General features: G+C 63.9%; 21 protein-coding genes. 16 read left to right on the forward strand and 5 right to left on the reverse strand.

The window, feature by feature from the left end:
• The first annotated feature begins 308 nt into the window (after window positions 1-308).
• From tkt to H2509_RS09130, 11 genes are all read left to right on the forward strand, one after another.
• Window positions 309-2,300 (forward strand): transketolase, encoded by a 1,992-nt coding sequence (tkt, locus tag H2509_RS09080; protein ID WP_182164506.1) that lies wholly within the window; start codon window positions 309-311, stop codon window positions 2,298-2,300.
• Window positions 2,301-2,396: 96 nt separating this feature from the next.
• Window positions 2,397-3,404 carry a type I glyceraldehyde-3-phosphate dehydrogenase gene (gene gap, locus H2509_RS09085; RefSeq protein ID WP_182164508.1) on the forward strand — a complete coding sequence of 336 codons (1,008 nt, stop codon included), beginning with the start codon at window positions 2,397-2,399 and terminating at the stop codon, window positions 3,402-3,404.
• A gap of 95 nt (window positions 3,405-3,499) precedes the next feature.
• Entirely contained in the window at window positions 3,500-4,693 is a 1,194-nt protein-coding gene (locus H2509_RS09090; protein ID WP_182164510.1) for a phosphoglycerate kinase, read from the forward strand.
• A gap of 230 nt (window positions 4,694-4,923) precedes the next feature.
• Window positions 4,924-5,988 (forward strand): class II fructose-bisphosphate aldolase, encoded by a 1,065-nt coding sequence (gene fba / locus H2509_RS09095; RefSeq protein WP_182164512.1) that lies wholly within the window; start codon window positions 4,924-4,926, stop codon window positions 5,986-5,988.
• Window positions 5,989-5,991: 3 nt separating this feature from the next.
• Window positions 5,992-6,738, forward strand: a complete 747-nt coding sequence (locus H2509_RS09100) for a thiamine phosphate synthase (RefSeq protein WP_328805033.1) — start codon at window positions 5,992-5,994, stop codon at window positions 6,736-6,738.
• A complete protein-coding gene (locus H2509_RS09105) occupies window positions 6,738-7,829 on the forward strand; it encodes an SEL1-like repeat protein (protein ID WP_182164516.1) in 1,092 nt (363 codons plus the stop codon). Before H2509_RS09100 ends, H2509_RS09105 begins: the two co-directional genes overlap by 1 nt.
• A gap of 173 nt (window positions 7,830-8,002) precedes the next feature.
• The gene (gene efp, locus H2509_RS09110) at window positions 8,003-8,566 is read left to right on the forward strand and encodes an elongation factor P (protein WP_182164518.1); all 564 of its coding nucleotides are present in this window, start codon (window positions 8,003-8,005) and stop codon (window positions 8,564-8,566) included.
• A 126-nt stretch (window positions 8,567-8,692) separates the two neighbouring features.
• A complete protein-coding gene (locus H2509_RS09115; RefSeq protein WP_182164520.1) occupies window positions 8,693-9,487 on the forward strand; it encodes an inositol monophosphatase family protein in 795 nt (264 codons plus the stop codon).
• A gap of 205 nt (window positions 9,488-9,692) precedes the next feature.
• On the forward strand, window positions 9,693-10,688 hold the full coding sequence (locus tag H2509_RS09120) for a flagellar motor protein MotA (RefSeq protein ID WP_182164522.1): 996 nt from the start codon (window positions 9,693-9,695) through the stop codon (window positions 10,686-10,688).
• A 6-nt stretch (window positions 10,689-10,694) separates the two neighbouring features.
• Window positions 10,695-11,726: a peptidoglycan -binding protein gene (locus H2509_RS09125; RefSeq protein ID WP_182164524.1), complete on the forward strand. Its 1,032-nt coding sequence runs from the start codon at window positions 10,695-10,697 to the stop codon at window positions 11,724-11,726.
• Between the two features lie 109 nt (window positions 11,727-11,835).
• Window positions 11,836-12,075, forward strand: a complete 240-nt coding sequence (locus H2509_RS09130) for a DUF1272 domain-containing protein (protein ID WP_182164526.1) — start codon at window positions 11,836-11,838, stop codon at window positions 12,073-12,075.
• Window positions 12,076-12,144: 69 nt separating this feature from the next.
• On the opposite strand, the gene H2509_RS09135 is transcribed toward H2509_RS09130, so the two are convergent.
• Both H2509_RS09135 and H2509_RS09140 read right to left on the reverse strand, forming a co-directional pair.
• Window positions 12,145-12,870 (reverse strand): DUF1013 domain-containing protein, encoded by a 726-nt coding sequence (locus H2509_RS09135; protein WP_182164528.1) that lies wholly within the window; start codon window positions 12,868-12,870, stop codon window positions 12,145-12,147.
• Between the two features lie 159 nt (window positions 12,871-13,029).
• Entirely contained in the window at window positions 13,030-14,028 is a 999-nt protein-coding gene (locus H2509_RS09140; RefSeq protein WP_182164530.1) for an NAD(P)H-quinone oxidoreductase, read from the reverse strand.
• Window positions 14,029-14,171: 143 nt separating this feature from the next.
• Between H2509_RS09140 and H2509_RS09145 the strand changes: the two genes are divergently transcribed.
• Window positions 14,172-14,369, forward strand: a complete 198-nt coding sequence (locus H2509_RS09145) for a DUF1192 domain-containing protein (RefSeq protein ID WP_182164532.1) — start codon at window positions 14,172-14,174, stop codon at window positions 14,367-14,369.
• A 451-nt stretch (window positions 14,370-14,820) separates the two neighbouring features.
• Window positions 14,821-15,363 (forward strand): protease adaptor protein RcdA, encoded by a 543-nt coding sequence (gene rcdA, locus H2509_RS09150; protein ID WP_182164534.1) that lies wholly within the window; start codon window positions 14,821-14,823, stop codon window positions 15,361-15,363.
• Window positions 15,364-15,462: 99 nt separating this feature from the next.
• Here rcdA and rpmE read toward each other — a convergent pair whose 3' ends face one another.
• On the reverse strand, window positions 15,463-15,687 hold the full coding sequence (rpmE, locus tag H2509_RS09155) for a 50S ribosomal protein L31 (protein WP_182164536.1): 225 nt from the start codon (window positions 15,685-15,687) through the stop codon (window positions 15,463-15,465).
• A gap of 477 nt (window positions 15,688-16,164) precedes the next feature.
• Between rpmE and H2509_RS09160 the strand changes: the two genes are divergently transcribed.
• Window positions 16,165-18,012 (forward strand): ABC transporter transmembrane domain-containing protein, encoded by a 1,848-nt coding sequence (locus H2509_RS09160; RefSeq protein WP_209001885.1) that lies wholly within the window; start codon window positions 16,165-16,167, stop codon window positions 18,010-18,012.
• A gap of 15 nt (window positions 18,013-18,027) precedes the next feature.
• On the opposite strand, the gene H2509_RS09165 is transcribed toward H2509_RS09160, so the two are convergent.
• Both H2509_RS09165 and H2509_RS09170 read right to left on the reverse strand, forming a co-directional pair.
• Entirely contained in the window at window positions 18,028-18,813 is a 786-nt protein-coding gene (locus H2509_RS09165; protein WP_182164538.1) for an SDR family NAD(P)-dependent oxidoreductase, read from the reverse strand.
• 144 nt (window positions 18,814-18,957) lie between these two features.
• Entirely contained in the window at window positions 18,958-20,865 is a 1,908-nt protein-coding gene (locus H2509_RS09170; protein ID WP_182164540.1) for a propionyl-CoA synthetase, read from the reverse strand.
• Between the two features lie 273 nt (window positions 20,866-21,138).
• Here H2509_RS09170 and H2509_RS09175 point away from each other — a divergent pair, with 273 nt between their 5' ends.
• Both H2509_RS09175 and H2509_RS09180 read left to right on the forward strand, forming a co-directional pair.
• Window positions 21,139-21,900, forward strand: coding sequence for a sulfite exporter TauE/SafE family protein (locus H2509_RS09175; RefSeq protein ID WP_182164542.1), 762 nt, complete (start codon window positions 21,139-21,141; stop codon window positions 21,898-21,900).
• A 148-nt stretch (window positions 21,901-22,048) separates the two neighbouring features.
• Complete coding sequence (locus H2509_RS09180; RefSeq protein ID WP_182164544.1) at window positions 22,049-23,686, forward strand: acyl-CoA synthetase; 1,638 nt, start codon at window positions 22,049-22,051, stop codon at window positions 23,684-23,686.
• The last annotated feature ends 86 nt before the right edge of the window (window positions 23,687-23,772 follow it).

Raw genomic sequence — 23,772 nt, forward strand, 5'->3', positions numbered from 1 at the left:
TGTGATTTTTCACATGGATGCAGGCACTTCCCACAGGTGACTTGCCTTGGGGCTTTCATGTCGCCCCTTTCGGCTGTTCTTTCCTCTCGCTTTTGTTGACTCGGCAGGCGTTCCTGTTATTTGTCGGGCCGCCTCGCAGCATGGGCCGCCGTCGAGCTTGAAATCGGGTCCCAAGAACGTGTGGAGAGCCGACCCGCGCCGCCGCATTCTGCCGAGGCAGCGGCATGCGCCCGCATCGTGACCGGGCGGCGCGCTGAACCTCTTTCATCTGAGCCGGCGGCAGGGCCGGTGCGAGCGACGGAACCTCGATGACCGACATTGCCAAACACAATCGCATGGCAAATGCGATCCGCTTTCTTGCAGCCGATGCCGTGGAGAAGGCGAAGTCCGGTCACCCCGGCCTGCCCATGGGCGCCGCCGACATCGCCACCGTACTCTTCACCCAGTTCCTGAAATTCGATCCGACGCGGCCGCACTGGCCCGACCGCGACCGCTTCGTGCTGTCGGCCGGGCACGGCTCGATGCTGCTTTACGCGGTGCATTACCTGCTGGGCTCTGAGGATTTCACCCTCGACCAGCTCAAGAATTTCCGTCAGATCGGCGCATTGACCGCCGGCCATCCCGAATACGGCCACGGCGCCGGCATCGAGACGACCACGGGCCCGCTCGGCCAGGGTCTTGCCAATGCCGTCGGCATGGCGATGGCCGAAAGAATGATGGCTGCGAACTTCGGCGACGATCTTGTCGACCATCATACCTATGCGATCGTCGGCGACGGCTGCCTGATGGAAGGCATTTCCCAGGAAGCGATCTCGCTCGCCGGCCATCTGAAGCTCAACAAGCTCATCGTCATCTGGGACGACAACGGCATTTCGATCGACGGCAAGGTCTCGGTCTCCGACAGCACCGACCAGATCGAGCGTTTCGAGGCATCCGGCTGGCAGACGATTTCCATCGACGGCCATGATCCGGCAGCGATCGCCGCCGCCCTCGCGACCGCGCAGGAAGCGGAGCGGCCGACGCTGATCGCCGCCAGGACCACCATTGGCTTTGGCGCGCCGAACAAGGCCGGCTCGGAGAAGGTCCACGGCTCGCCGCTCGGCAAGGAAGAGCTCGAGGCCACCCGCAAGGCGCTCGGCTGGTCCCACGCGCCGTTCGAGGTTCCCTCCGACGTGCTCGATGCCTGGCGCATCGCAGGCCTGCGCTCCGGCCAGGCGCGCAAGGAGTGGGAAAAGCGTCTTGCCTCGGCCGACGCCGAAATCCGCGGCGAATTCGAGCGTCGCATCCGCGGCGACCTGCCGACGGGCTTCAGGCAGGCCATGCAGAACCTGAAGCAGAAGCTTGCCGCCGAAAAGCCGACCCTTGCCACCCGCAAGGCTTCCGAACTGGTGCTGGAGACGATCAATGCCGCGGTTCCGGAGACCATCGGCGGATCGGCCGACCTGACGGGTTCCAACAACACCAAGACCTCGCAGACCAGGGCGATCACGCCGGAGGACTTCAGCGGCCGCTACGTCCACTGGGGCATCCGCGAGCACGGCATGGCGGCGGCAATGAACGGCATCGCCCTGCATCGCGGCCTTATCCCCTATTCGGGCACCTTCCTGGTGTTTTCCGACTATGCCCGCCCGGCCATGCGCCTTTCCGCCCTGATGAAGCAGCGCGTCATCCACGTCATGACGCATGACTCCATCGGCCTTGGCGAGGATGGCCCGACGCACCAGCCGGTGGAGCATTACGCAGCCCTGCGCGCCATTCCGAACCTTAATTTCTTCCGCCCGGCCGACGTCACCGAAACGCTGGAATGCTGGGAGCTGGCGCTGGAGGCCCGCGAGACGCCGAGCGTGCTGGCGCTGACCCGCCAGAACCTTGCCGCGCTTCGCGCCAGCTACGAGAGCGAGAACCTTTCCGCCCGCGGCGCCTATGTGATCAGCGACTGCAACGACGAGCCGCAGGTCACAATCTTCGCCTCCGGTTCCGAAGTCGGCCTCGCCGTGGAGGCGAAGGCGGAACTGGCGGCCGGCGGCGTGCAGGTTCGCGTCGTTTCCGTGCCTTCCTTCGAGCTTTTCGAAGCCCAGTCGGAGGACTACAAGGCGTCGATCGTCGGCAATGCGCCGGTGAGGATCGCCGTCGAGACGGGCATCCGCATGGGGTGGGACCGTTTCATCGGCACCGACGGCATATTCATCGGCATGACCGGCTTCGGCGCCAGCGGTCCTTACGAAGAATTGTACAGGCATTTCGGCATTACCCGGGAAGCGGTCGTCGCAGCCGCGCGGGCGAAGCTCGCCAAGGCCTGAGGACTGCCCAATATCTTGGTCGAACCCATCCGCTTCCCAAGGGCGGATGGAAGGATAGCGAAGGGCGCGCGGCGTCCGTGATGACGGGAGTGAAACATGGCGGTGAAAGTAGCGATCAACGGTTTCGGTCGGATCGGCCGTAACGTCCTGCGCGCGATCATTGAATCGGGACGTACCGACATCGAGGTCGTCGCGCTCAACGATCTCGGCCCGGTCGAGACCAACGCGCATCTGCTGCGCTACGATTCCGTGCATGGCCGCTTCCCGGCAAAGGTGACGGTGAAGGACGACACCATCGACGCCGGTCGCGGGCCGATGAAGGTCACCGCGATCCGCGACCCGAAGGAACTGCCCTGGGGCGAGCTCGGCGTCGACATCGCGCTGGAATGCACCGGCATCTTCGTCACCCGCGAGAAGGCGGCCGCCCATCTGGAGAACGGCTCCAAGCGCGTGCTGGTCTCGGCTCCCGCCACCGGTGCCGACAAGACCATCGTCTACGGCGTCAATCACGACACGCTGACCCGGGACGACATCGTCGTCTCCAACGCGTCGTGCACCACCAACTGCCTGGCCACCACCGCCCATGTGCTGCACAACGCGGTCGGCATCGAGACGGGCTTCATGACCACGGTTCACTCCTACACGGGTGACCAGCCCACCCTCGACACCATGCACAAGGACCTCTACCGGGCGCGCGCCGCCGCGATGTCGATGATCCCGACCTCGACGGGTGCGGCGAAGGCCGTCGGCCTCGTCCTGCCGGAGCTCGTCGGCAAGCTTGACGGCGTGTCGATCCGCGTCCCGACCCCGAACGTCTCGGTGATCGACTTCAAGTTCATCGCCAAGCGCGATACCACGCCCGAAGAGCTCAACGCTGCGGTCCGCGCCGCGGTCGACGGTCCGATGAAGGAGACCTTCGGCTACACCGACGAGCCGAACGTCTCCATGGACTTCAATCATGACCCGCGCTCGGCGATCTTCCATCTCGACCAGACCAAGGTCATGGACAAGCGCTTCTGCCGCGTCCTGGCCTGGTACGACAACGAATGGGGCTTCTCCAACCGCATGGGCGATACCGCCGTCGCCATGGCGAAGCTGATCTGAGCTAGACAGGAAAAGGCCCGTTCGACCCGAGCGGGCCTTTTTGCTCCGCGAACTGAAATTCACAGGCGCCTTCGCCGCAGTGCCGGTTTGATACCATGACCTTCAAGACCATCGACGACGCCGACCTCGCCGGTAAGCGCGTCCTGACCCGTGTCGACCTCAACGTGCCGATGGACGGCGGCAAGGTCAGCGACTTCACCCGCATCGACCGCGTGCTGCCGACGATCCGCGATATCGCAGCCAAGGGCGGGCGCGTCGTGCTGCTGGCGCATTTCGGCCGCCCGAAAGGCAAGCCGGTCGCGGAGATGAGCCTGGCGCCCGTGGCACAGGCGCTTTCCGAACGTCTCGGCCAGCCCGTGGCCTTTGCCTCCGACTGTATCGGAGACGCTGCGAAGAGCGTCGTGGACGGCCTCGCCGACGGCAGTGTCGCGCTGCTTGAAAACACCCGCTTCCATGTGGGCGAGGAAAAGAACGACGCCGAATTCACCGAAGCGCTCGCGGCGAATGGCGACCTCTACGTGAACGACGCCTTTTCCGCAGCCCATCGCGCCCATTCCTCGACCGAGGGCCTTGCCCGTCTCCTGCCGGCCTATGCCGGACGCAGCATGCAGGCCGAACTGGAAGCGCTCGCCGCCGCCCTCTCCACGCCGCGGCGTCCGGTGCTTGCGGTCGTGGGCGGCGCCAAGGTTTCCTCCAAGATCGACCTGCTGGAGAACCTCGTCTCCAAAGTGGACATGCTGGTGATTGGCGGCGGCATGGCCAACACGTTCCTGGCCGCCAGGGGGATCGATGTCGGCAAGTCGCTTTGCGAGCACGACCTGAAGGATACGGCGCAGCGCATCCTCGTGGCCGCCGAAAAGGCCGGCTGCGAGATCGTCCTGCCGCAGGATGCGGTGATCGCCCGCGAATTCAAGGCGGGCGCGGCCAACGAGACCGTGGCGCTCGATGCGATCCCTGCCGACGCGATGATCCTCGACGTCGGCGCGGCTTCCATCGCGGACGTGAACGCCCATATCGACACCGCCCGCACCCTGGTCTGGAACGGACCGCTTGGTGCCTTCGAGATTTCGCCCTTCGACAAGGCAACGGTCGCGGCGGCCCGTCATGCGGCGGAACGCACCCGGGCAGGCGGCCTGACCTCCGTTGCCGGAGGCGGCGATACGGTGGCGGCCCTCAACCATGCTGGCGTCGGCGACGATTTCTCTTATGTCTCGACCGCCGGCGGCGCCTTCCTGGAATGGCTGGAAGGCAAGGCACTACCCGGCGTCATCGCCCTGGAGAGGGCCTGAGCGCGGCGGTTTGGTGCCACTTCGACCAAAGGCGCAGGGGCATTGATGGCTTGAAAGAGCTAGACCGGCGCAACCGGAATTGACTTCACCGGATATCGCCGCCTGACCCGGGAGTAACGGTCTGCGGCGGTTTCGGCAATTGCCGCATACGGCATGCCGCGTCCGCACGAGCGCCTTTGCAACAAGGCCGGCCTGCGGGGCGCGGGCAGCTATAAAAAAGGGAGACCGGAATGGCCCGCATCACATTGCGTCAACTTCTCGATCATGCCGCGGAACACGGCTATGGCGTGCCCGCCTTCAACATCAACAACATGGAGCAGGCGCTGGCCATCATGGCGGCGGCGGATGCCACCGACGCGCCGGTGATCATCCAGGCAAGCCGCGGCGCGCGCGCCTATGCCCATGACGTCATGCTGAAGCACATGATGGACGCCGTGACCGAAATCTATCCGCATATCCCCGTCTGCGTGCATCTGGACCATGGCAACAACGCCGCCACCTGCATGACCGCGATTCAGGCGGGCTTCACCTCGGTGATGATGGACGGCTCGCTGCGCGAGGACGGCAAGACGCCGGCGGACTGGACCTACAATGTCGGCGTGACGAAGACGGTGACCGACATGGCCCACCTGGGCGGCATTTCCGTGGAAGGCGAGCTTGGCGTTCTCGGCTCGCTGGAAACCGGCATGGGCGACAAGGAAGACGGCCATGGCGCCGAAGGCAAGCTCAGCCACGACCAGCTCCTGACCGACCCCGAAGAAGCGGTCAAGTTCGTCAGGGAAACCAAAGTCGACGCGCTGGCGATCGCCATGGGCACCTCGCACGGCGCCTACAAGTTCAGCCGCAAGCCGGACGGTGCGATCCTCGCCATGAACGTGATCGAGGAGATCCACCGCCGCCTGCCGCAGACGCATCTGGTGATGCACGGCTCCTCGTCGGTTCCGCAGGACCTGCAGGACATCATCAACCAGTACGGCGGCAAGATGCCGCAGACCTGGGGCGTGCCGGTGGAAGAGATTCAGCACGGCATCAAGAACGGCGTGCGCAAGATCAATATCGACACCGACAACCGCATGGCGATGACCGGCCAGATCCGCCGCATCCTGGCCGAGCATCCGGGCGAATTCGATCCGCGCAAGTATCTGAAGCCGGCCATGGAAGCCATGACGAAACTCTGCAAGGATCGTCTGGAGCAGTTCGGCACCGCCGGACAGGCAGGCAAGATCAAGCCGATCCCGCTGGCCGACATGGCCAGGCGCTACGCGGCTGGCGATCTGGACCCGAAGATCGCCTGAAGCGTGAATTTTTTGAACCGGGGGCCGCAAGCCGGCCCCCTTCGCCTCTTTCCCGTCACGGGGAAGAGTGACACTTTGTTCCAGCTGACCTCATCGGAGCCCATCGATTTGCACCCGCGCCTGTTTCTCGTGACGCCTGCCAGCTACAAGCCCGATGAATTCCTGCCTCAACTCGAAGCAGCGCTTGCAGCCGGCGATGTCGCCTGCCTGCTCGTGACGCGGGGCGGGCTCGACGACGTCGCGTTCCAGAAGGTGGCTGCGCGCATGGTCGAAATGGGTCAGGCGGCGGGAGCAGCGGTCCTGATCGGTAACGATACCCGCATTGCAGGCCGCGCCCGCGCCGATGGCATCCATTGCGATACCGGCCTTGCCGACCTGAAACTGGCGACCGAAACCTTCAAGCCTTCACGGATCGTCGGCGCAGGCGGAATCAAGACGCGCCACGAGGCGATGGAGCTTGCCGAAACCGGCGTCGATTACGTCTTCTTCGGCCTGCTGGATCTCGACGAAAGTCCGGAAGCGCATCGCAAGACGCTCGACCTCGCCGACTGGTGGTCGGAGCTCTTCGAGATTCCCTGCGTAGCGCTTGGCGGTACGGATCTGGCGTCGGTGGGCCCCTGTGCCGCGACCGGCGCGGATTTCGTTGCCTTGCGCGATGGCGTGTGGACCTATCCGGAGGGACCCGCTGCCGCCGTTCGTCTGGCCAACGAAACCCTGGCATCCTACGAGCTTGAAGCAGCGGAGGAGTAATGTCCGCCACCCGCCCCAGACTTGCCGGATTGCTCGTGGCCGCGGCCGCCGGCCTGTTTGCGGCCGGTGCGTTCGCGCAGGAAAAGGCGGCGGAGAACCAACCACCGACACTCATTCCGCCCCTCCCGGCAGAGGGCTTTCCGCTGCCGGCCGAAACGGCGGATCCTGCTCTCCCGGGCCCGCACAGGCAGGCTCCTCCGGAACCGTCCGCAACGAATGGCGACGATGGCGATTTTGCCTACGGCGCCTTCCAGCGCGGCTGGTACCTGACGGCACTCGCGCTTGCCACGCCGCGCGCCGAAGCGGGCGATCCGCAGGCGCAGACGCTGCTCGGCGTGCTCTATGAGACGGGTCTCGGCATTCCCCAGGACAAGGAAAAGGCGGCAAGCTGGTATCAGCTGGCCGTCGAGTCCGGCGACAAACGCGCCGCCGGCCGGCTCGGCCAGCTCTATCTCGTCGGCCAGGGTGTGCCGCAGGACAAGAAAAAGGCGGCCGACCTCTTCGAAATCGGCGCGGAAGTCAACATTCCCGAGGCCATTTACAATCTCGCCATCATCTACCAGTCGGGCGATGGGCGCCCCTATGACCCGATAAAGGCCCGCGATCTTCTGGAGCGGGCTGCCGACCTCGGCGACGTGGAAGCGCAATACACACTGGCGCTGGCCTATCTGGAGGGGCCGGCGGATGTGCGAAACGATGGTCGCGGCGCTTTCTGGATGGGGCGTGCCGCGAGACGCGGCCATATCGGCGCACAGGTCTATTACGGCATCCTGCGCTTCAAGGGACAGGGCGTCGACCCCAACGAGACGGAAGCCGCCGCCTGGTTCGAACTTGCCGCCCGGGCCGGCAACCCGGTCGCCATGAACAGGCTGGCGCGGGTCTATTTCTACGGCCGGGGCCGCCCGGCCGATCCGGTCGAGGGCGCCAAGTGGCATCTGCTGGCCCGCGCGGCAGGTGTCTCCGACTTGCAGCTCGACGGCATTCTGGCCGGTCTGGACGACGATCAGCGCGAGGAAGCCCAGCGTCAGGCGAACGCCTTTGGCCAGGTGGTCGCGACGCCGCCCAGGGACGCGGCTTCGGACAGCCCATAACGGGGCTTGCGGGCGATTTTGCTTGATTGAAAGGCGGTTTTGTGTTGGACAGGCCGCGCGCGAGCCGCGCCCATGCCTGCCGACACGCCTATCCCTGCGCGGCCGGAAAATCGAGGCGCCCGCATTCCAGATCAATCCGGAATTTCTTTCCTGACGAACGAACGGTCCCGCACATGAAGATCAACGGTAACGAAATCAAGCCCGGCAACGTGCTGCAGCATCAGGACACGCTGTGGGCCGTCGTCAAGGTCCAGCACGTGAAGCCCGGCAAGGGCGGCGCCTTCGCCCAGGTCGAGATGAAGAACCTGCTCGACGGACGCAAGCTCAACGAGCGGTTCCGTTCGGAAGACAAGGTCGAGCGCGTCCGCCTGGAACAGAAGGACTTCCAGTATCTCTACACCCAGGAAGACATGCTGATCTTCATGGACACGGAGACCTACGAGCAGCTCGAGCTGCAGTCCGAGTTCGTCGGCGAGCGTGCCGCTTTCCTGCAGGACGGCATGATGGTGACGGTGGAACTGCACGAGGATAAGCCGATCGGCATCACGCTGCCGCAGTTCGTTACGCTGCAAATCACCGAGGCGGACGCCGTGGTGAAAGGCCAGACGCAGTCGTCTTCCTACAAGCCCGCCCTGCTTGAGAACGGCGTTCGCGTGCTCGTGCCGCCCTTCATCACCGCCGGCGAAAAAATCATCGTCGACACCGAGGCGGTCGAATACGTCCGCCGCGCCGACTAAGGCCATTGCAGGAACGGGCTCGGTGCCGGGCCCGCGTCCGTCCGACATTTCGTATTTGATTTCCCGCTTGGGACAATCGGCGTGGCCGTCACGGCGATTGGTTCTTGAAAAGAGCAGGCTTTTCCGATGGCGCGTTCCGCCCTTCTCAACGTTATGGTCCAGGCCGCCATGAAGGCCGGCCGCAGCCTCGCCCGCGATTTCGGCGAGGTGGAGAACCTCCAGGTTTCGCGCAAGGGGCCGAGCGACTTCGTTTCCGCCGCCGACCATCGCGCGGAGAAGATCGTGCGCGAGGAACTGCAGAAGGCGCGCCCTGGCTACGGCCTGCTGATGGAGGAAAGCGGCACGATCGAAGGCAGCGATCCGCAGCATCGCTGGATCGTCGATCCGCTCGACGGCACCACCAATTTCCTGCATGGCATTCCGATCTTCGCGGTATCCATCGCGCTTGAGCGACAGGGGCAGATCGTGGCCGGCGTGATCTTCAACCCGGCAATGGACGAGCTTTACACGGCCGAGCGCGGGGGCGGTGCGTTTCTCAACGATCGCCGGTTGCGGGTCGCCGGCAGGGCCGCCCTTCCCGACTGCGTGATCGGCACCGGAATTCCGTTCCTGGGCAAGGGCGACCATGCCCGCTGCTTGGTGGAAATGCGCCATGTCATGGGCGAGGTCGCCGGCATTCGCCGCTGCGGCGCCGCCGCCCTCGACCTTGCCTGGACGGCGTCCGGCCGGCTCGACGCCTATTGGGAACACGGCCTTGCGCCCTGGGACACCGCTGCCGGCCTGCTGATGGTGCGCGAGGCAGGCGGCTTCGTCACGGATCTCGACGGCGGCGACAAGATGTTCGAGAAGCGCTCGATCGTGGCCGGCAACGAGAAGATCCAGGCGCAGCTTCGCCAGCTTCTGGTCAAGGCGCGCGGCTGATCCCGAGCCTTTCATTGACCTCGCGATGCGCCGGGAAAACAGCTTTCCGGCGCCTGCGTTCGCCACGCTGATCCGATCTTCACTTCCGCTTGAGGTAGCCGGTGGCCGGTGATTAACGCCTGCCGCCCTCTATTTCGGGTTTCCAGCGGCGGGAAAATCACGCTATCAAGGACCCACAGCAAAGAGGGACACCGGCACCAAGCGCATGGCACGAGATTTCGATCCCTACAGCCTGTCCAGCCCCTGGGTCTACCTGTGGCGGATGATCATCTTCCTGGTCATTGCCGCCCTGATCAGCCTGATCCTTTTCAGACAAATCACCGCAGCCTTCGTCAGCAATCCCGGGTTGAACGGCCTCATCATCGGGGTCGGCGTGATCGGCATCCTGCTCACGTTCCGGCAGGTTCTCAGGCTGTTCCCGGAAGTCGGCTGGGTCAACGGTTTCCGCATCGGCGATCCCGGCCTGGAGGTGCGGCGGCCGCCGGTGCTGCTGGCGCCGATGGCGACGCTGCTCGGCAACAAGGTGGGCGAGATGACGCTCTCGCACGCCACCATGCGCTCGATCCTCGATTCCATCAGCACCCGCCTGGACGAGGCGCGCGAAATGGCGCGCTACCTCACGGGCCTTCTCGTCTTTCTCGGGCTGCTCGGCACTTTCTGGGGCCTGCTGCAGACGGTCAGCGCCGTCGGCGCCACGATCCAGTCACTCGATGTCGGCTCGGGCGACGCCAACGTGATCTTCGAGGATCTGAAAGCCGGCCTCGAGGCCCCGCTGTCGGGCATGGGAACGGCGTTTTCGTCGTCGCTCTTCGGCCTTACCGGATCGCTGATCCTCGGCTTCCTCGACCTCCAGTCGGGACAGGCGCAGAACCGCTTCTACAACGAACTGGAAGACTGGCTTTCCACCGTCACCGATATCGAGCCGGAGGACGTCGCCGGCCAGAACACGACGAGCCTGCAGGTCGCCATCGATCAGCTCCGCCGCGCGGTTCAGGAGTCGGCCGGCAGCGCCGGCGGGGGATCGCGAACGTCCAGCCTGGCCATGGCCAACCTGGCGGAAGGCATTCAGGGCCTCGTCCAGCATGTGCGCACCGAACAGCAGATGATGCGCGAATGGGCGGAGGATCAGGCCGCGCAGCAGAAGCGCATCGAAGTGCTGCTGAAGACGCTGACGGACGCCTTCGAACGGGCCAAGGAATAGCGCGCGATGGCCGGCACACGCCTCCGCAGACGCGACACGAGGACGGATTTCTGGCCGGGCTTCGTCGACGCCATGGCGACGCTGCTTCTGGTCATCATCTTCCTGCTGTCGATCTTCATGCTGGCGCAGTTCTTCCTGAGCCAGCAGCTGTCCGGCCGCGACACGGTGCTGAACCGCCTCAACGCCCAGATCAGCGAACTGACCGAACTGCTGGCGCTGGAACGCGCCGGCAAACGCGACCTGCAGGATACGATCGCGGCCCTTCAGGCCAATCTCGGCGACGCGACGGCGGAACGCGACCGCCTGCAAGGCCTTCTTTCGTCCTCCACCGACACGGCATCGCAGGCCGGCGGCCAGATCGCCCTCCTGGAAGGGCAGCTGGACGACCAGAAGCAGATCTCCGACCGTGCGCTCGCGCAGGTCGAGTTGCTCAATCAGCAGATTTCCGCCCTCCGCCGCCAGATCGGAGCGCTGGAGGCCGCTCTCGAGGCGTCGGAAAAGCGCGATCAGGACAGCCAGGCCAAGATCGCCGATCTCGGCAAGCGGCTGAACGTCGCTTTGGCGCAGCGCGTGCAGGAACTGTCCCGCTATCGCTCCGACTTCTTCGGCCGGCTGCGCGAGATTCTGTCGCAGCGTTCCGATATCCGCGTCGTGGGGGACCGTTTCGTCTTCCAGTCCGAAGTGCTCTTCCCGTCCGGCTCCGACGAGATCAATCCGCAGGGCGAGCTTGAGATGACGAAGCTTGCCGATGCCATCAAGGAGCTGAGCGGCCAGATCCCGCCGGAAATCAACTGGGTGCTGCGCGTCGACGGCCATACGGACAATCGCCCGCTTTCCGGTACGGGGCGGTTCCGCAGCAACTGGGATCTGTCGGCGGCCCGCGCCATTTCGGTCGTCCGCTTCCTCATCGATCAGGGCGTCGATCCCAAGCGTCTGGTGGCGGCCGGCTTCGGCGAGTTCCAGCCGCTCGACGAAGGCGACACCGACGAGGCGCTGGCGCGCAACCGCCGCATCGAGTTGAAGTTGACCGAACGCTGACCGGACGTTGATTTTCGCGGCCGGATATCCGGCACGACGAATTCCTCTTCGACTGGCCCTTTATCGGGCGATCGCCTTGACGCAGTCTTGCGGCAAGGAGGATATCGTCATGCTCGAACTGAGGCCAAGCTGCGAATGCTGCGACCGCGATCTCCCGCCGGACGCGGAAGACGCGATGATCTGCACTTTCGAATGCACGTTCTGCCGGGATTGCGTGGAAGGCGTGCTCAAGGGGCGCTGCCCGAATTGCGGCGGCAATTTCACGACGCGGCCGGTACGCCCGGCGGAAAAGCTCTTGAAGTATCCGGCCTCGACGAGGCGGGTTGTCAAGGAAGCCGGCTGCGTCTGATTTCCGGTCAAAGAAAAAGGCCGCACGGAAGCTCCGGCGGCCTTTCCAATATTCGCAATGCCTGCAGGCTCAGTCCTCGTCGTCTTCGTCGACGGGGCGCCCTTTCAGCGAATTGAGCTTGGCGAAGACCGCGTCGGCATCGATCTCCTCGTCCTCGGGCTGCTGCTTCGGCGCCGGACGGGCAAAGGCTGCGGCCATCGCGTCCTCGTTGGTCGTCTCCTCGACCGGCAGCAGGGTCTCGCTGCCCGGCTCGCCTTCGGCGCGGGGCGGCGCGTATTTCGCTGCCTTCTCCACTTCCATGTCGAGCTCGATCTGGCTGCACAGGCCGAGCGTCACCGGGTCGGACGGCGTCAGGCTTGCGGAATTCCAGTGGGTGCGCTCGCGGATTGCCTCGATCGTCGGCTTGGTGGTGCCGACAAGACGCATGATCTGCGCATCCTTGAGTTCAGGATGGTTGCGCACGAGCCAGAGGATCGCGTTCGGGCGGTCCTGGCGACGGGAAACCGGCGTGTAGCGGGGCCCGCGGCGCTTCGTTTCCGGCACGCGCGTCTTCGGCTCCTGGACCTTCAGACGATAAATGGGATCGCGCTGCGCCCGTTCGATCTCCTCGCGCGAGAGCTGACCCGTAATGATCGGATCAAGGCCCTTGATGCCCTGGGCCGCGTCTCCATCGGCGATCGCCTTGACCTCGAGCGGGTGCAGTTTGCAGAAGGCTGCGATCTGATCGAAGCTGAGCGAAGTATTGTCGACCAGCCAGACGGCGGTCGCCTTCGGCATAAGCGGCGTGTTCGCCATCGATAAAATCCTCCTGTGTGCTCTGCCGGTCTTGGGCCCGCTTGCGCGAATGCCAGGCAGAGAGCAACGTCCTATCACGATGAAGGGAGTTGCTGCCTTATAAGCATTTGCGCGCGATAAATCAAACCTTCGCTCCACCGAACCTCGGTCATTTGTCCTTCAAACCGTCAGGACGATCTTCCCGATATGGCCGGAGCTTTCCATCCTCGCATGGGCCTCCGCCGCATTCGCCAGAGGGAAGGTCGAATCCATCACGGGCTTCACCTTGCCGGCCTCGATCAACGGCCAGACCCTGTCCTTGAGATTCCGCGCGATGGCGGCCTTGAAAGCCACATCCCGCGCCCGAAGGGTGGAGCCGGTATGGACGAGCCGCTTGACCATCAGGCGGTTGAAATTCACCTGCTCGGCCACGCCGTTGAGGTTGGCGATCTGGCAGATCCGTCCTTCGACGGCCGCCACCGTCCAGTTTCGCTCCACATAGTCGCCTCCGACCATATCGAGAATGACATCGATGCCGGCCTTGTCGGTGATCTTCAGGAACTCCGCGACGAAATCCTGCCTGTTGTAGTTGATCGCGTGATCGGCGCCGAGCGCCTTCACGGCTTCCACTTTCTCGTCCGAACCGACAGTGGTGAAGACCTCCGCTCCGAAAGCCCTGGCAAGCTGGATCGCCGTCGTCCCGATACCGGACGTGCCGCCATGAACGAGAAAGCGCTCGCCGGATTTCAGCCCGACCCGGTCGAACACGTTGCTCCAGACCGTAAAGAACGTCTCCGGAAGGGCCGCAGCCTCGACCATCGACAGCCCGTGCGGAATTGGCAGGGTATTGGAGGCGTGAACGGCGCAATATTCGGCATAACCGCCGCCGGGCACGAGCGCGGCGACCGCTTTCCCGAGCGCCAGATCCGTAACGCCCCGTCCCAGCGCCGCGACGGTACCGGAGACTTCAAGACCGAGAATATCGGAGGCTCCGGGAGGCGGCGGATAGTGCCCCTGCCGCTGCAGCACGTCCGGGCGGTTCACGCCGGCCGCCGCAACCTTGATCAGCACCTCGCCCTCGCCGGGCGCCGGAACAGGCCGCTCTTCGCTCGCCAGCACATCCGGCCCTCCCGGAGCTTTCGCAACGATGGCAGTCATGAAACGCGGCAATTCGGTCATGGCGGGAAGTCCTGGACAAGGAGAGTCTGACAAGGGTGGTATAGGGCGCGCGGCCGTCGTCTTCGAGCCGATCCCTTCTCAAGGGTTCGGCAATGGCGCAGGATAGCGGGGACAATTCCCGTCTGGCAAAGGGGAGAAATTTCATGGCATCCAGGGACGATGAATTGCCGGTCAAGCCTGCGGCCGCACCTGTCGCAATCGGAGACGATCTGTCTCGTCTTTCCGTGGACGAGCTTTCGGAACGCCTTGTCTTGCTGGCGCAAGAAATCGAACGCGTCACCAAAGAGCGGGACGGTCGAAGCAGCGTTCGCGCCGCCGCCGACGCCCTGTTCCGGAAATAGGCCTCAATAAATTACCTAAAGAAATTAAGGAATTGCCCAATCACGACAGATATGACGGCGAACTGTCCCCAAACGGAACATTAAAATTTTAATCATTTACCAATTATTAAGCTTTCCAATTTATAACGAAAGACATCCAGTCATCTGGATTTCGAGTGGCTCCTGTCCACTCTGTTTGACGCCTCCCTGTTAATGACTTCGAGCCGCGCTTGTCGCGGCTCTTTTTTTATCTTCTCCGAGCGTGTATCCAAAAGGGGTCGCCATTCCATGGCGGCGGGTTTTGGCATGGGGTTTGCGAGGCTCCGGTTGACACACGACCGCTGATCCGAAACGGCACATGTTTCCGCATGAGATCGAGGCGCCGGGGACTGGGCCTGGCACGCGATCGGAAAAATGCATTTTTGGGGCGGTCACGGAGGACACGTGCCCAGGGGAAGGTAATTCGGCCAAGATGACGGACTTCATCACACAAAGCGCGGCGACCCGTACGATTTCCTTCGTCGACCGCCTGGCGAATTCCGAGATGTTTTCGGCCCTCTACCGGGAAGGAATGAGCCTCGTGGAGGAGACCGCCGCCTATCTGGACGGCGACGGCCGGCAGGAATCCAAGTCGCTGCCGCGCTCGGCCTCCCTCACCTACGCCACTGAATCCATGCGCCTGACGACGCGGCTGATGCAGCTTGCCTCCTGGCTTCTTCTGCAGCGTGCGGTCAACGAAGGCGAGATGACCGCCGAACAGGCCGGAAGCGAGAAAAACAAGGTCCGCCTGGACAAGCTGTCCACAAGCCGCAACGGTATGGGCTGGGATGAGCTGCCGCGCCGATTGCAGGACCTGATCGAACGATCGCTCCGCCTGCAGGAGCGGATCGTGCATATTGATCGCATGATACACGAGCACGCCGACAGCGAGCCGGTCGCCGCACCGCAGGTGCATCCTCTGTCCCACCATATGGAACGTCTGCACGCGGCATTCGGCGCCCGCGACCTCAATTGAGGTCGCATGGCACGCGAAGCCGGGCCGCCATATCCGCGAGCAATAAAAAACCCGGCCGACAGGCCGGGTTTTTTATTGGACCTTCGCTTTCGCTCGGTCTTAAGAGCCGAGGAAGCCCGCATACTTGTTCTTGAAGCGGGACACGCGGCCGCCACGATCGACGAGCTGACGGTCACCGCCGGTCCAGGCCGGATGGGTGCGCGGGTCGATATCGAGGTTCAGCGTGTCGCCTTCCGCGCCGTAGGTGGAGCGGGTAAAGAATTCGCTGCCGTCCGTCATCACGACCTTGATCGTGTGATAGTCGGGATGGATGTCTTTCTTCATGGCCAGTCCTTTCCGATGCCTCTGCGGTGTTCTTTGCGGAGCTCATTCGCCGGTCCGGCTCGCCCGCAGGGCAACGCTCCAACAACAAGGGCCGCCATCTTTCGTCCAAAGACGCGGCCCGAAACCCTCTAGTGATCCGATACCGACATTTGCCTCCCTTAGCAGCACTCGCCTGAGCAAATGTCGGGATCAAAAGGACCACTAGGAAATAATGTTTGTAGTGGAGCTTTTGAATTTGACATTTGAGCGCGAGCCTCGCTGCAATCGGGACTCAAATGTCAAATTCGCTCCGCTAGCGAGCCTCCATACCTCAGACCGCCTTTCAAGACAAGGGCCAGACCGCCAACTGCGACCTGACAAAGGCCGCAAATTGCCGCAGCTTTCTTTCCGGACTTATTCTGCTATTCAATCGGCAACCCGGACAGGCCAGGGTGCGAAGCAAATTCGCCCCCTCACAATAAAGGACGCAGCATCGCCTTGGCCCGCAAGACCAGCGCCAGCATCGCAGCCAACCAGGAAAATGCCGGGGACGGCCGGCAGAGCCGATCGATCCGCCCGCTTGCCGCCCTGGTGCCCTATCTCGCCCGCTACAAGGGGCGCGTCGCTGCCGCGCTCTTTGCCCTCGTCGGCGCGGCCTGCGCAACCCTGATCCTGCCTGTCGCCATCCGGCGGATGATCGACAATGGCTTTGCCAGCGACAATGCGGCGCTGATCAACAGCTACTTCGCGGTCTTGATCCTGGTGGTGGCCGGCCTCGCCGGCTTCAGCGCGCTGCGCTACTATCTGGTGACGACGCTCGGCGAACGCATCGTCGCCGATCTGCGCGCCGACGTCTTCTCCCATCTGACGATGCTCTCGCCCGCCTTCTTCGACAAGGCGAAGTCCGGGGAGATGGTATCCCGGCTGACGGCGGACACGACGCAGGTCAAGTCGGCCGTCGGCGCCAGCGCATCCATCGCCATGCGCAATCTGGTGATGTTCCTTGGCGCGTCGACGATGATGGTCGTATCGAGCCCGCGGCTGTCGCTGGTCGTGCTCGGCGCCATCCCCATCATAGTCCTGCCGTTGATCGCCTTCGGCCGCTCCGTCCGGCGCAAATCGCGCCTGGCGCAGGACACCCTCGCCGATGCGTCCGCCTATGCGTCCGAGGCTATCGGCGCGATCCGCACGCTCCAGGCCTTCACCAACGAAGCTTTCGCCAGCCGGCGCTTCTCGGGAGCCGTCGAAGCAGCCTTCGGCGCCGCGCAGACCGCCATCCGTGCCCGCGCATTGCTGACCGCCTTCGCGATCTTCGTCATTTCCTCCAGCGTCGTCGCCGTGCTCTGGATCGGCGCAAGCGACGTCTTCACCGGCCGCACGACCGCCGGCGAACTCGGCCAGTTCCTGCTCTATTCGATCTTTGCCGCCGGGGCGCTTGGCGAATTGAGCCAGGTGTGGGGCGAAATCTCGCTCGCCGCCGGCGCCGCCGAACGCCTTGCCGAAATTCTCGCAATCCGCCCGCAGATCGCCGCTCCCGCCGAGCCGCGCAAACTGCCCGCCCGCCTTTCGGGCGCCGTGGATTTCGAGGCCGTGTCCTTCACCTATCAAAGCGGCCATGAAGTCCCGGTGCTGCATGATCTGTCGCTTCAGGTGAGGCCGGGCGAGACGATAGCCATCGTCGGCCCGTCTGGCGCCGGCAAATCGACGCTCTTCCATCTGCTGATGCGCTTCTACGATCCCACATCCGGAAGCGTGCGGATCGACGGACTGGACCTTCGCGACTGCGATCCGAAGGATATCCGCCGCCAGATCGCGCTGGTGCCGCAGGACACGGTGGTTTTCGGCGCAAGCGCGGCGGAAAACATCGCCTACGGCAAGCCGGGCGCAAGCAATGAGGAGATCCGCGAGGCCGCACAGGCAGCCCTTGCCGACGACTTCATTTCGGCGATGAGCCAGGGCTACGACACCATGATCGGCGAACGCGGCGTCACGCTCTCCGGCGGTCAGCGCCAGCGCATTGCCATAGCCCGCGCCATTCTCAAGGACGCTCCGGTGCTGCTGCTCGACGAGGCAACGAGCGCGCTGGATGCCGAAAGCGAGAAGCTGGTGCAGGCCGCCCTCGAAAGGCTGATGGAGGGACGCACCACGCTTGTCATCGCCCATCGCCTCGCGACGGTGCTCAAGGCGGACCGGATCATCGTCATGGACCAGGGCCGCATCGTCGAAACCGGCCGCCATGACGAACTCGTCGCTCAAGGCGGCATCTATGCGAAGCTCGCCCGGTTGCAGTTCGAATATGGCGCCCAGGCCTTTGGTAACGGGCGCGAGGATGCCGCCGCCGAATAAGCGGGGCGTCTGACGTCAATCGGCTTCCTTGGCGAAATAGTTGAGGGGCAGGCGGCCGCCATCGGCATAGATCGTCTGGCCCGTCACGTAGCTTGCACCGTCCGAGGCGAGGAACGCGGCAACGGCGGCAATTTCCCTCGGTTCGCCCACCCTGCCCAGCGGAGTGCGCGAGAGGACCTTGTCGCGGGCCTGCTCGTCTTCCAGCACGGTCGCCAGCATATCCGTCGAGATGGAACCCGGACCGATGGCGTTGACGCGAATGCCATAGGGCGCAAGCGCAAGCGCGCTGACCCTGGTCAACTGGTTCACGCCGCCCTTGGAGATCGAATAGGGCACCTGGTCGGCAATCGCGAGAACCGCGTTGATCGATGAGATGTTGATGATGGTGCCAGGCTCGCCGCCCGCCTTCACCCGATCGACCAGATGACGCGCCACCGCCTGCAGGCAAAGAAAGGCGCCCTTCAGGTTCACCGCCAGCACGCGGTCGAAATCGGCCTCGTCGAGCTCGAGAAGGTCCGCACCTGCCACGATCCCGGCGTTGTTGACCAGGATATCGACGTCGCCGAAAGCATCGAGGGCGCTGGCGACGAGGTTGCGCACATCGAGCTTCTCGGCCACGTCGCAAGTGACGTAGACCGCCTCCCCGATGTCCTTCAGTTCCTTCTCGGCTTCCTCGCCCCGCCCGTCGTCGATATCGGCAATCACCACTTTGGCGCCATCGGATACAAACCGGCGCGCTATCGCAAAGCCGATCCCGCTGGCTCCGCCGGTAATGATTGCGACCTTGTTCTGCAGGGACACGCGAAACCTCGTTGATACAGCCTCTCCTCGCCGTCGCGGCGGGAAGGCAGGCGATCATCGCCTTTCGCGCGGACCATAAAGCATCGCCGCACATGGGAAAAGGGATGAGCCTTCCCCCAGGGCCGAGGTCGGTTACGGCCGGCTTCAGCCGCCGATGCCGTGCTCGCGCAGCGCTGCCCCGATTTCATCGAGGATTGCCGGGTCGTCGATCGTCGCCGGGATGCGCACATCCTCTCCGTCGGCGATCTGGCGCATCGTCGCCCGCAGGATCTTGCCCGAGCGGGTCTTGGGCAGGCGGTCCACCGTGATCGCGAGCTTGAACGCCGCGACGGGGCCGATCTTCTCGCGAACGAGTCCGACCAGTTCCTTCTCGATCTCCGCATGCGACCGGGTCACGCCGGATTTCAGCACCACGAAACCGCAGGGGATCTGCCCCTTCAACGCGTCGGCGATGCCGATGACCGCGCATTCGGCGACGTCCTTGTGGCCGGCAAGCACCTCCTCCATGCCGCCGGTCGACAGGCGATGGCCCGCGACATTGATGATGTCGTCGGTCCTTGCCATGATGAAGAGATAGCCGTCTTCATCCATGAGCCCGGCATCCGCGGTCTTGTAGTAGCCGGGAAACTCGCTGAGGTAGCTCTCCCGGAAGCGGTCTTCCGCGTTCCACAGCGTCGGCAGGCAGCCCGGCGGCAAAGGCAGCTTCACCACCACATTGCCGAGCGAGCCGACCGGCACCGGATGGCCGGCATCGTCGAGAACGCGGACGTCGTATCCAGGCATCGGCACGGTGGGCGAGCCCGGCTTCACCGGCAGCATGCCGAGCCCCAGCGGATTGCCGACGATCGCCCAGCCCGTCTCCGTCTGCCACCAGTGATCGATGACCGGCACGTCGAGCTTGTCTTCCGCCCAGCGGATCGTATCCGGGTCGGCGCGCTCGCCGGCGAGAAAGAGCGAGCGGAAGCTGCCAAGATCATATTCGCCGATGAGCTTGCCGTCGGGGTCTTCCTTCTTGATCGCGCGGAAGGCTGTCGGCGCGGTAAAGAGGCTCACCACCCCATGCTCGGAAATGACGCGCCAGAAGACACCGGCATCGGGCGTGCCGACCGGCTTTCCTTCAAAGATGATGGTCGTCGCGCCATGCAGAAGGGGCGCATAGACGATGTAGGAATGCCCGACCACCCAGCCGACGTCGGAGGCGGCCCAGAAGACCTCGCCCGGATCGACGCCGTAGTGGTTTTTCATCGTCCATTTGAGCGCGACCATATGGCCGCCATTGTCGCGCACCACGCCCTTGGGCTGTCCCGTGGTGCCCGACGTATAAAGAATATAGAGCGGGTCGGTCGCCTTGACGGGCACGCAGTCGACCTCGCGTCCTGCGGCGATCGCCTCTTCCATCAGCTTGCCGAGATCGTGGTCGCGCCCGGCAACCAGGCTCGCCGCCGCTTCCTGGCGCTGCACCACCAGGCAGGTGGACGGCTTGTGGCTGCTCAGGTCGATGGCTTCGTCGAGCAGGGGCTTGTAGGCGACGACACGGCCCGGCTCGATGCCGCAGGATGCGGAAACGATCGCCTTCGGCTTGGCATCGTCGATGCGGGTCGCGAGTTCGCGCGCCGCAAAGCCGCCGAAAACCACGGAGTGGATCGCGCCGAGCCGCGCGCAGGCCAGCATCGCCATCACCGCTTCGGGGATCATCGGCATGTAGATGATCACGCGGTCGCCCTTCTCCACGCCGAAATCGCGGAGGATTGCCGCCATTGCATTCACGTGTTCGAGCAGATCTTCGTAGGTGTAGGTCGCCTTGCGGCCCGTGATCGGGCTGTCGTAGATCAGCGCCGGCTGGCCGGGCCGGTCCCGCTCCACATGCCGGTCCAGGCAATTGTAGCAGGTGTTGCATTCAGCCCCCGTAAACCAGCGGCCATAGCCGCCGGCTTCGGGATCGAAGACCTTGTCCCAGGGCTTGATCCAGTCGATCTCCTCGGCCGCCTTCGCCCAGAATGCTTCCGGATCGTTTCGCCACTCCGCATAGACTTCCGCGTACCGGCTAGCCATGACGCCGAATCCTCCCTTGGATCGTCCTTGCCGCGGGCATGGGCCTCCCCGCCCGGCCCGCGGCCGTCACGCGGAGAGTGCGACAGGCTGCAAGCCTAATGCAAGCGGGCGCGGCCTAGATATTGGGCGATTGGGAATGTTCCGTAAGACATTGGTAGGGTGTGGCAGTGCGCTTTCACGAGTTCATCCGTCCCGCCGGGAAACCCGATTGCGATTGCCCTGCGGCAGGGGCCTGCTAGAAATTCCCTGTCCCTCTCGAAACCTTCGCCGCTGATGACCCCGATTTCCGATCCTCTCTTCTATGCGCTGGCCGTTCCGGCGGTGCTTATCGTCGGACTGTCCAAGGGCGGTTTCGGCGGCGCCATCGCGCTGCTCGGCGTTCCCTTGATGAGCCTTGCGATCTCGCCCGTTCAGGCGGCCGGCATTCTCCTGCCGATCCTCGTCTGCATGGACATGGTGGGGTTGATCGCCTATCGCGGCACCTTCGACAAAAGAAGCCTGGCAATCCTTCTGCCGGCTGCCCTCGCGGGCATTGCGATCGGGTATCTCACGGCGGCAATCGTCACGGAAAGCCATGTCCGGCTGATCGTCGGCATCGTCGCGCTTCTCTTTGCCCTGAATTATTATCTCGGCTCGGCCCGGCGAACGGAAGCAAGGCCGCACAGGCCGTGGCTCGGCCGGTTCTGGGGCATGGTCGCCGGCTTCACCAGCTTCGTCAGCCACACCGGCGGGCCGCCCTTCCAGATGTACATGCTGCCGCTGCGCCTGGCTCCCACCCTGTTCGCGGGAACGGCGGTGATCTTCTTTTCCGCCGTCAACGCCGTGAAACTCGTGCCCTATTTCCTTCTCGGCCAGTTCGACGCGACCAATCTGGCGACCTCGGCCATGTTGCTGCCGCTGGCGCCGCTCGCCACCCTCGCCGGCGTCAAGCTGGTGCGCATCATCAATCCCGAAACCTTCTACCGCATCACCTACGCCATGGTTCTGGTCATCTCCTTCAAGCTCATCTGGGACGGCCTGCGGGCGTTCGGCTGAAGCGGTTCCGCTATGGCCGGAAGCAGCAAAACGAGCGGCGGATAGCCTGTAAGCCGCGAAATTATGTTGCACTGCAAAAAAGCATTGAACGCAAACCGGTTTCGCGCTTTCATGTTGCGAACAGACAAGAATTGGGAGGAGCAATTCAATGTCCGCCGCCGATAGCCCCTTCGCGCGCGATCTCGACCGCAACGCCGCCAATTATGCGCCGCTTTCGCCCCTGTCTTTCCTTGCCCGCACCGCAGGCATCTTTCCGGACCGTGCAGCGATCGTGCATGGGACGAGCCGCACCAGCTACCGGGATTTCTATGCCCGGTCGCGCCGGCTTGCCTCAGCGCTCGCCAGGCGCGGGATCTCGAAGAACGACACTGTCAGCGTGATGCTGTCCAACACGCCGCCGATGCTTGAAGCGCATTACGGCGTGCCGATGGCCGGCGGCGTGCTGCATACGCTCAACACGCGTCTCGATGCCGCGATCCTCGCTTTCCAGCTCGATCACGCCGACTGCAAGTTCCTCATCACGGATCGGGAATTCGCCCCCGTGATGAAGGAAGCGCTGGCGCTGGCGAAAGTGAAGCCGTTCGTCGTCGACTATGACGATCCGGAGTTCCCGCAGGACGGCGAGATGCTCGGCGCCATGGAGTATGAGGCGCTGATTGCCGAGGGCGATCCTCATTTCGACTGGAAGCTTCCCGCCGACGAGTGGGACGCGATTTCGCTGAACTACACGTCCGGCACGACGGGCAACCCCAAGGGCGTCGTCTATCACCATCGCGGTGCCTATCTGCTCGCCCAGGCCAATGTCGTCACCACATCGATGTCCAAGCACCCGGTCTATCTGTGGACGCTGCCGATGTTCCATTGCAACGGCTGGTGCTTTCCCTGGTCGCTGTCGGTCGTCGCCGGCACCCATGTATGTCTGCGCTGGGTCCGCCAGAAGCCGATCTGGGATGCGCTTGCCGATGAAGGCGTGACGCATCTTTGCGGCGCACCGATCGTCATGTCGACGATCCTGAACACGCCGGATGCCGAAAAGCGCGATCTCGAGGGCCGCGTCGTCGAGTTCTTCACCGCGGCCGCTCCTCCTCCCGAATCCGTGCTCGCCGCCATGAAGGACGCCGGCTTCAACGTCACTCATCTTTACGGGCTGACGGAGACATACGGACCGGCGGTGGTCAACGAATGGAAGGGCGAGTGGGACGGCCTGCCCTCCAGCGAACAGGCCCGCAAGAAGGCGCGCCAGGGTGTGCGCTACATTGCCCTCGACGACCTCACCGTGATGGACCCGGCGACCATGTCGCGCGTCCCCGCCGACGGCGAGACGATGGGCGAGGTGATGTTCCGCGGCAACGTGGTGATGAAGGGATATCTGAAGAACAAGCAGGCGACGGACGAGGCTTTTGCCGGCGGCTGGTTCCATTCAGGCGACCTTGGCGTGCTTCATCCGGATGGCTACATCCAGCTCAAGGACCGTTCGAAGGACGTCATCATCTCGGGTGGCGAGAATATCTCGTCGATCGAGGTGGAGGACGTGCTGTTCAAGCACCCGGCAATCCAGGCTGCGGCGGTAGTGGCGCGGCCGGACGAGAAATGGGGCGAGACGCCCTGCGCCTTCGTCGAACTCAAGCCGGGCGCAAGTCTCGACGCGGACGCAGTGATAGAATTCTGCCGGGAGCATCTCGCCCGCTACAAGGTTCCCCGGCACGTCGTCTTCACGGAACTGCCGAAAACCTCCACGGGCAAGATCCAGAAATACCAGCTGCGCGAAATGGCCAAATCCGTCTAGAGCATATCCCGCCAAATCTGAATCGGATTTGGCAATATGGAACCGCCTACACTTTTCGCCATCCCCCTCCAAGCAAAAAGGCCGCA

This window comes from Stappia albiluteola (assembly GCF_014050225.1).
GTDB classification, from domain to species: Bacteria; Pseudomonadota; Alphaproteobacteria; order Rhizobiales; family Stappiaceae; genus Hongsoonwoonella; species Hongsoonwoonella albiluteola.

Excerpts from the sequence above, each read along its gene's own strand:
- tkt (WP_182164506.1), top strand. The coding sequence starts at position 309 with ATGACCGACATTGCCAAACACAATCGCATGGCAAATGCGATCCGCTTT.
- H2509_RS09170 (WP_182164540.1), bottom strand. The coding sequence starts at position 20,865 with ATGGCTAGCCGGTACGCGGAAGTCTATGCGGAGTGGCGAAACGATCCG.
- gap (WP_182164508.1), top strand. The coding sequence starts at position 2,397 with ATGGCGGTGAAAGTAGCGATCAACGGTTTCGGTCGGATCGGCCGTAAC.
- H2509_RS09120 (WP_182164522.1), top strand. The coding sequence starts at position 9,693 with ATGGCACGAGATTTCGATCCCTACAGCCTGTCCAGCCCCTGGGTCTAC.
- rpmE (WP_182164536.1), bottom strand. The coding sequence starts at position 15,687 with ATGAAGAAAGACATCCATCCCGACTATCACACGATCAAGGTCGTGATG.
- fba (WP_182164512.1), top strand. The coding sequence starts at position 4,924 with ATGGCCCGCATCACATTGCGTCAACTTCTCGATCATGCCGCGGAACAC.
- H2509_RS09180 (WP_182164544.1), top strand. The coding sequence starts at position 22,049 with ATGTCCGCCGCCGATAGCCCCTTCGCGCGCGATCTCGACCGCAACGCC.
- H2509_RS09125 (WP_182164524.1), top strand. The coding sequence starts at position 10,695 with ATGGCCGGCACACGCCTCCGCAGACGCGACACGAGGACGGATTTCTGG.
- H2509_RS09135 (WP_182164528.1), bottom strand. The coding sequence starts at position 12,870 with ATGGCGAACACGCCGCTTATGCCGAAGGCGACCGCCGTCTGGCTGGTC.
- H2509_RS09175 (WP_182164542.1), top strand. The coding sequence starts at position 21,139 with ATGACCCCGATTTCCGATCCTCTCTTCTATGCGCTGGCCGTTCCGGCG.
- H2509_RS09140 (WP_182164530.1), bottom strand. The coding sequence starts at position 14,028 with ATGACCGAATTGCCGCGTTTCATGACTGCCATCGTTGCGAAAGCTCCG.
- H2509_RS09090 (WP_182164510.1), top strand. The coding sequence starts at position 3,500 with ATGACCTTCAAGACCATCGACGACGCCGACCTCGCCGGTAAGCGCGTC.
- H2509_RS09145 (WP_182164532.1), top strand. The coding sequence starts at position 14,172 with ATGGCATCCAGGGACGATGAATTGCCGGTCAAGCCTGCGGCCGCACCT.
- efp (WP_182164518.1), top strand. The coding sequence starts at position 8,003 with ATGAAGATCAACGGTAACGAAATCAAGCCCGGCAACGTGCTGCAGCAT.
- rcdA (WP_182164534.1), top strand. The coding sequence starts at position 14,821 with ATGACGGACTTCATCACACAAAGCGCGGCGACCCGTACGATTTCCTTC.
- H2509_RS09115 (WP_182164520.1), top strand. The coding sequence starts at position 8,693 with ATGGCGCGTTCCGCCCTTCTCAACGTTATGGTCCAGGCCGCCATGAAG.
- H2509_RS09130 (WP_182164526.1), top strand. The coding sequence starts at position 11,836 with ATGCTCGAACTGAGGCCAAGCTGCGAATGCTGCGACCGCGATCTCCCG.
- H2509_RS09105 (WP_182164516.1), top strand. The coding sequence starts at position 6,738 with ATGTCCGCCACCCGCCCCAGACTTGCCGGATTGCTCGTGGCCGCGGCC.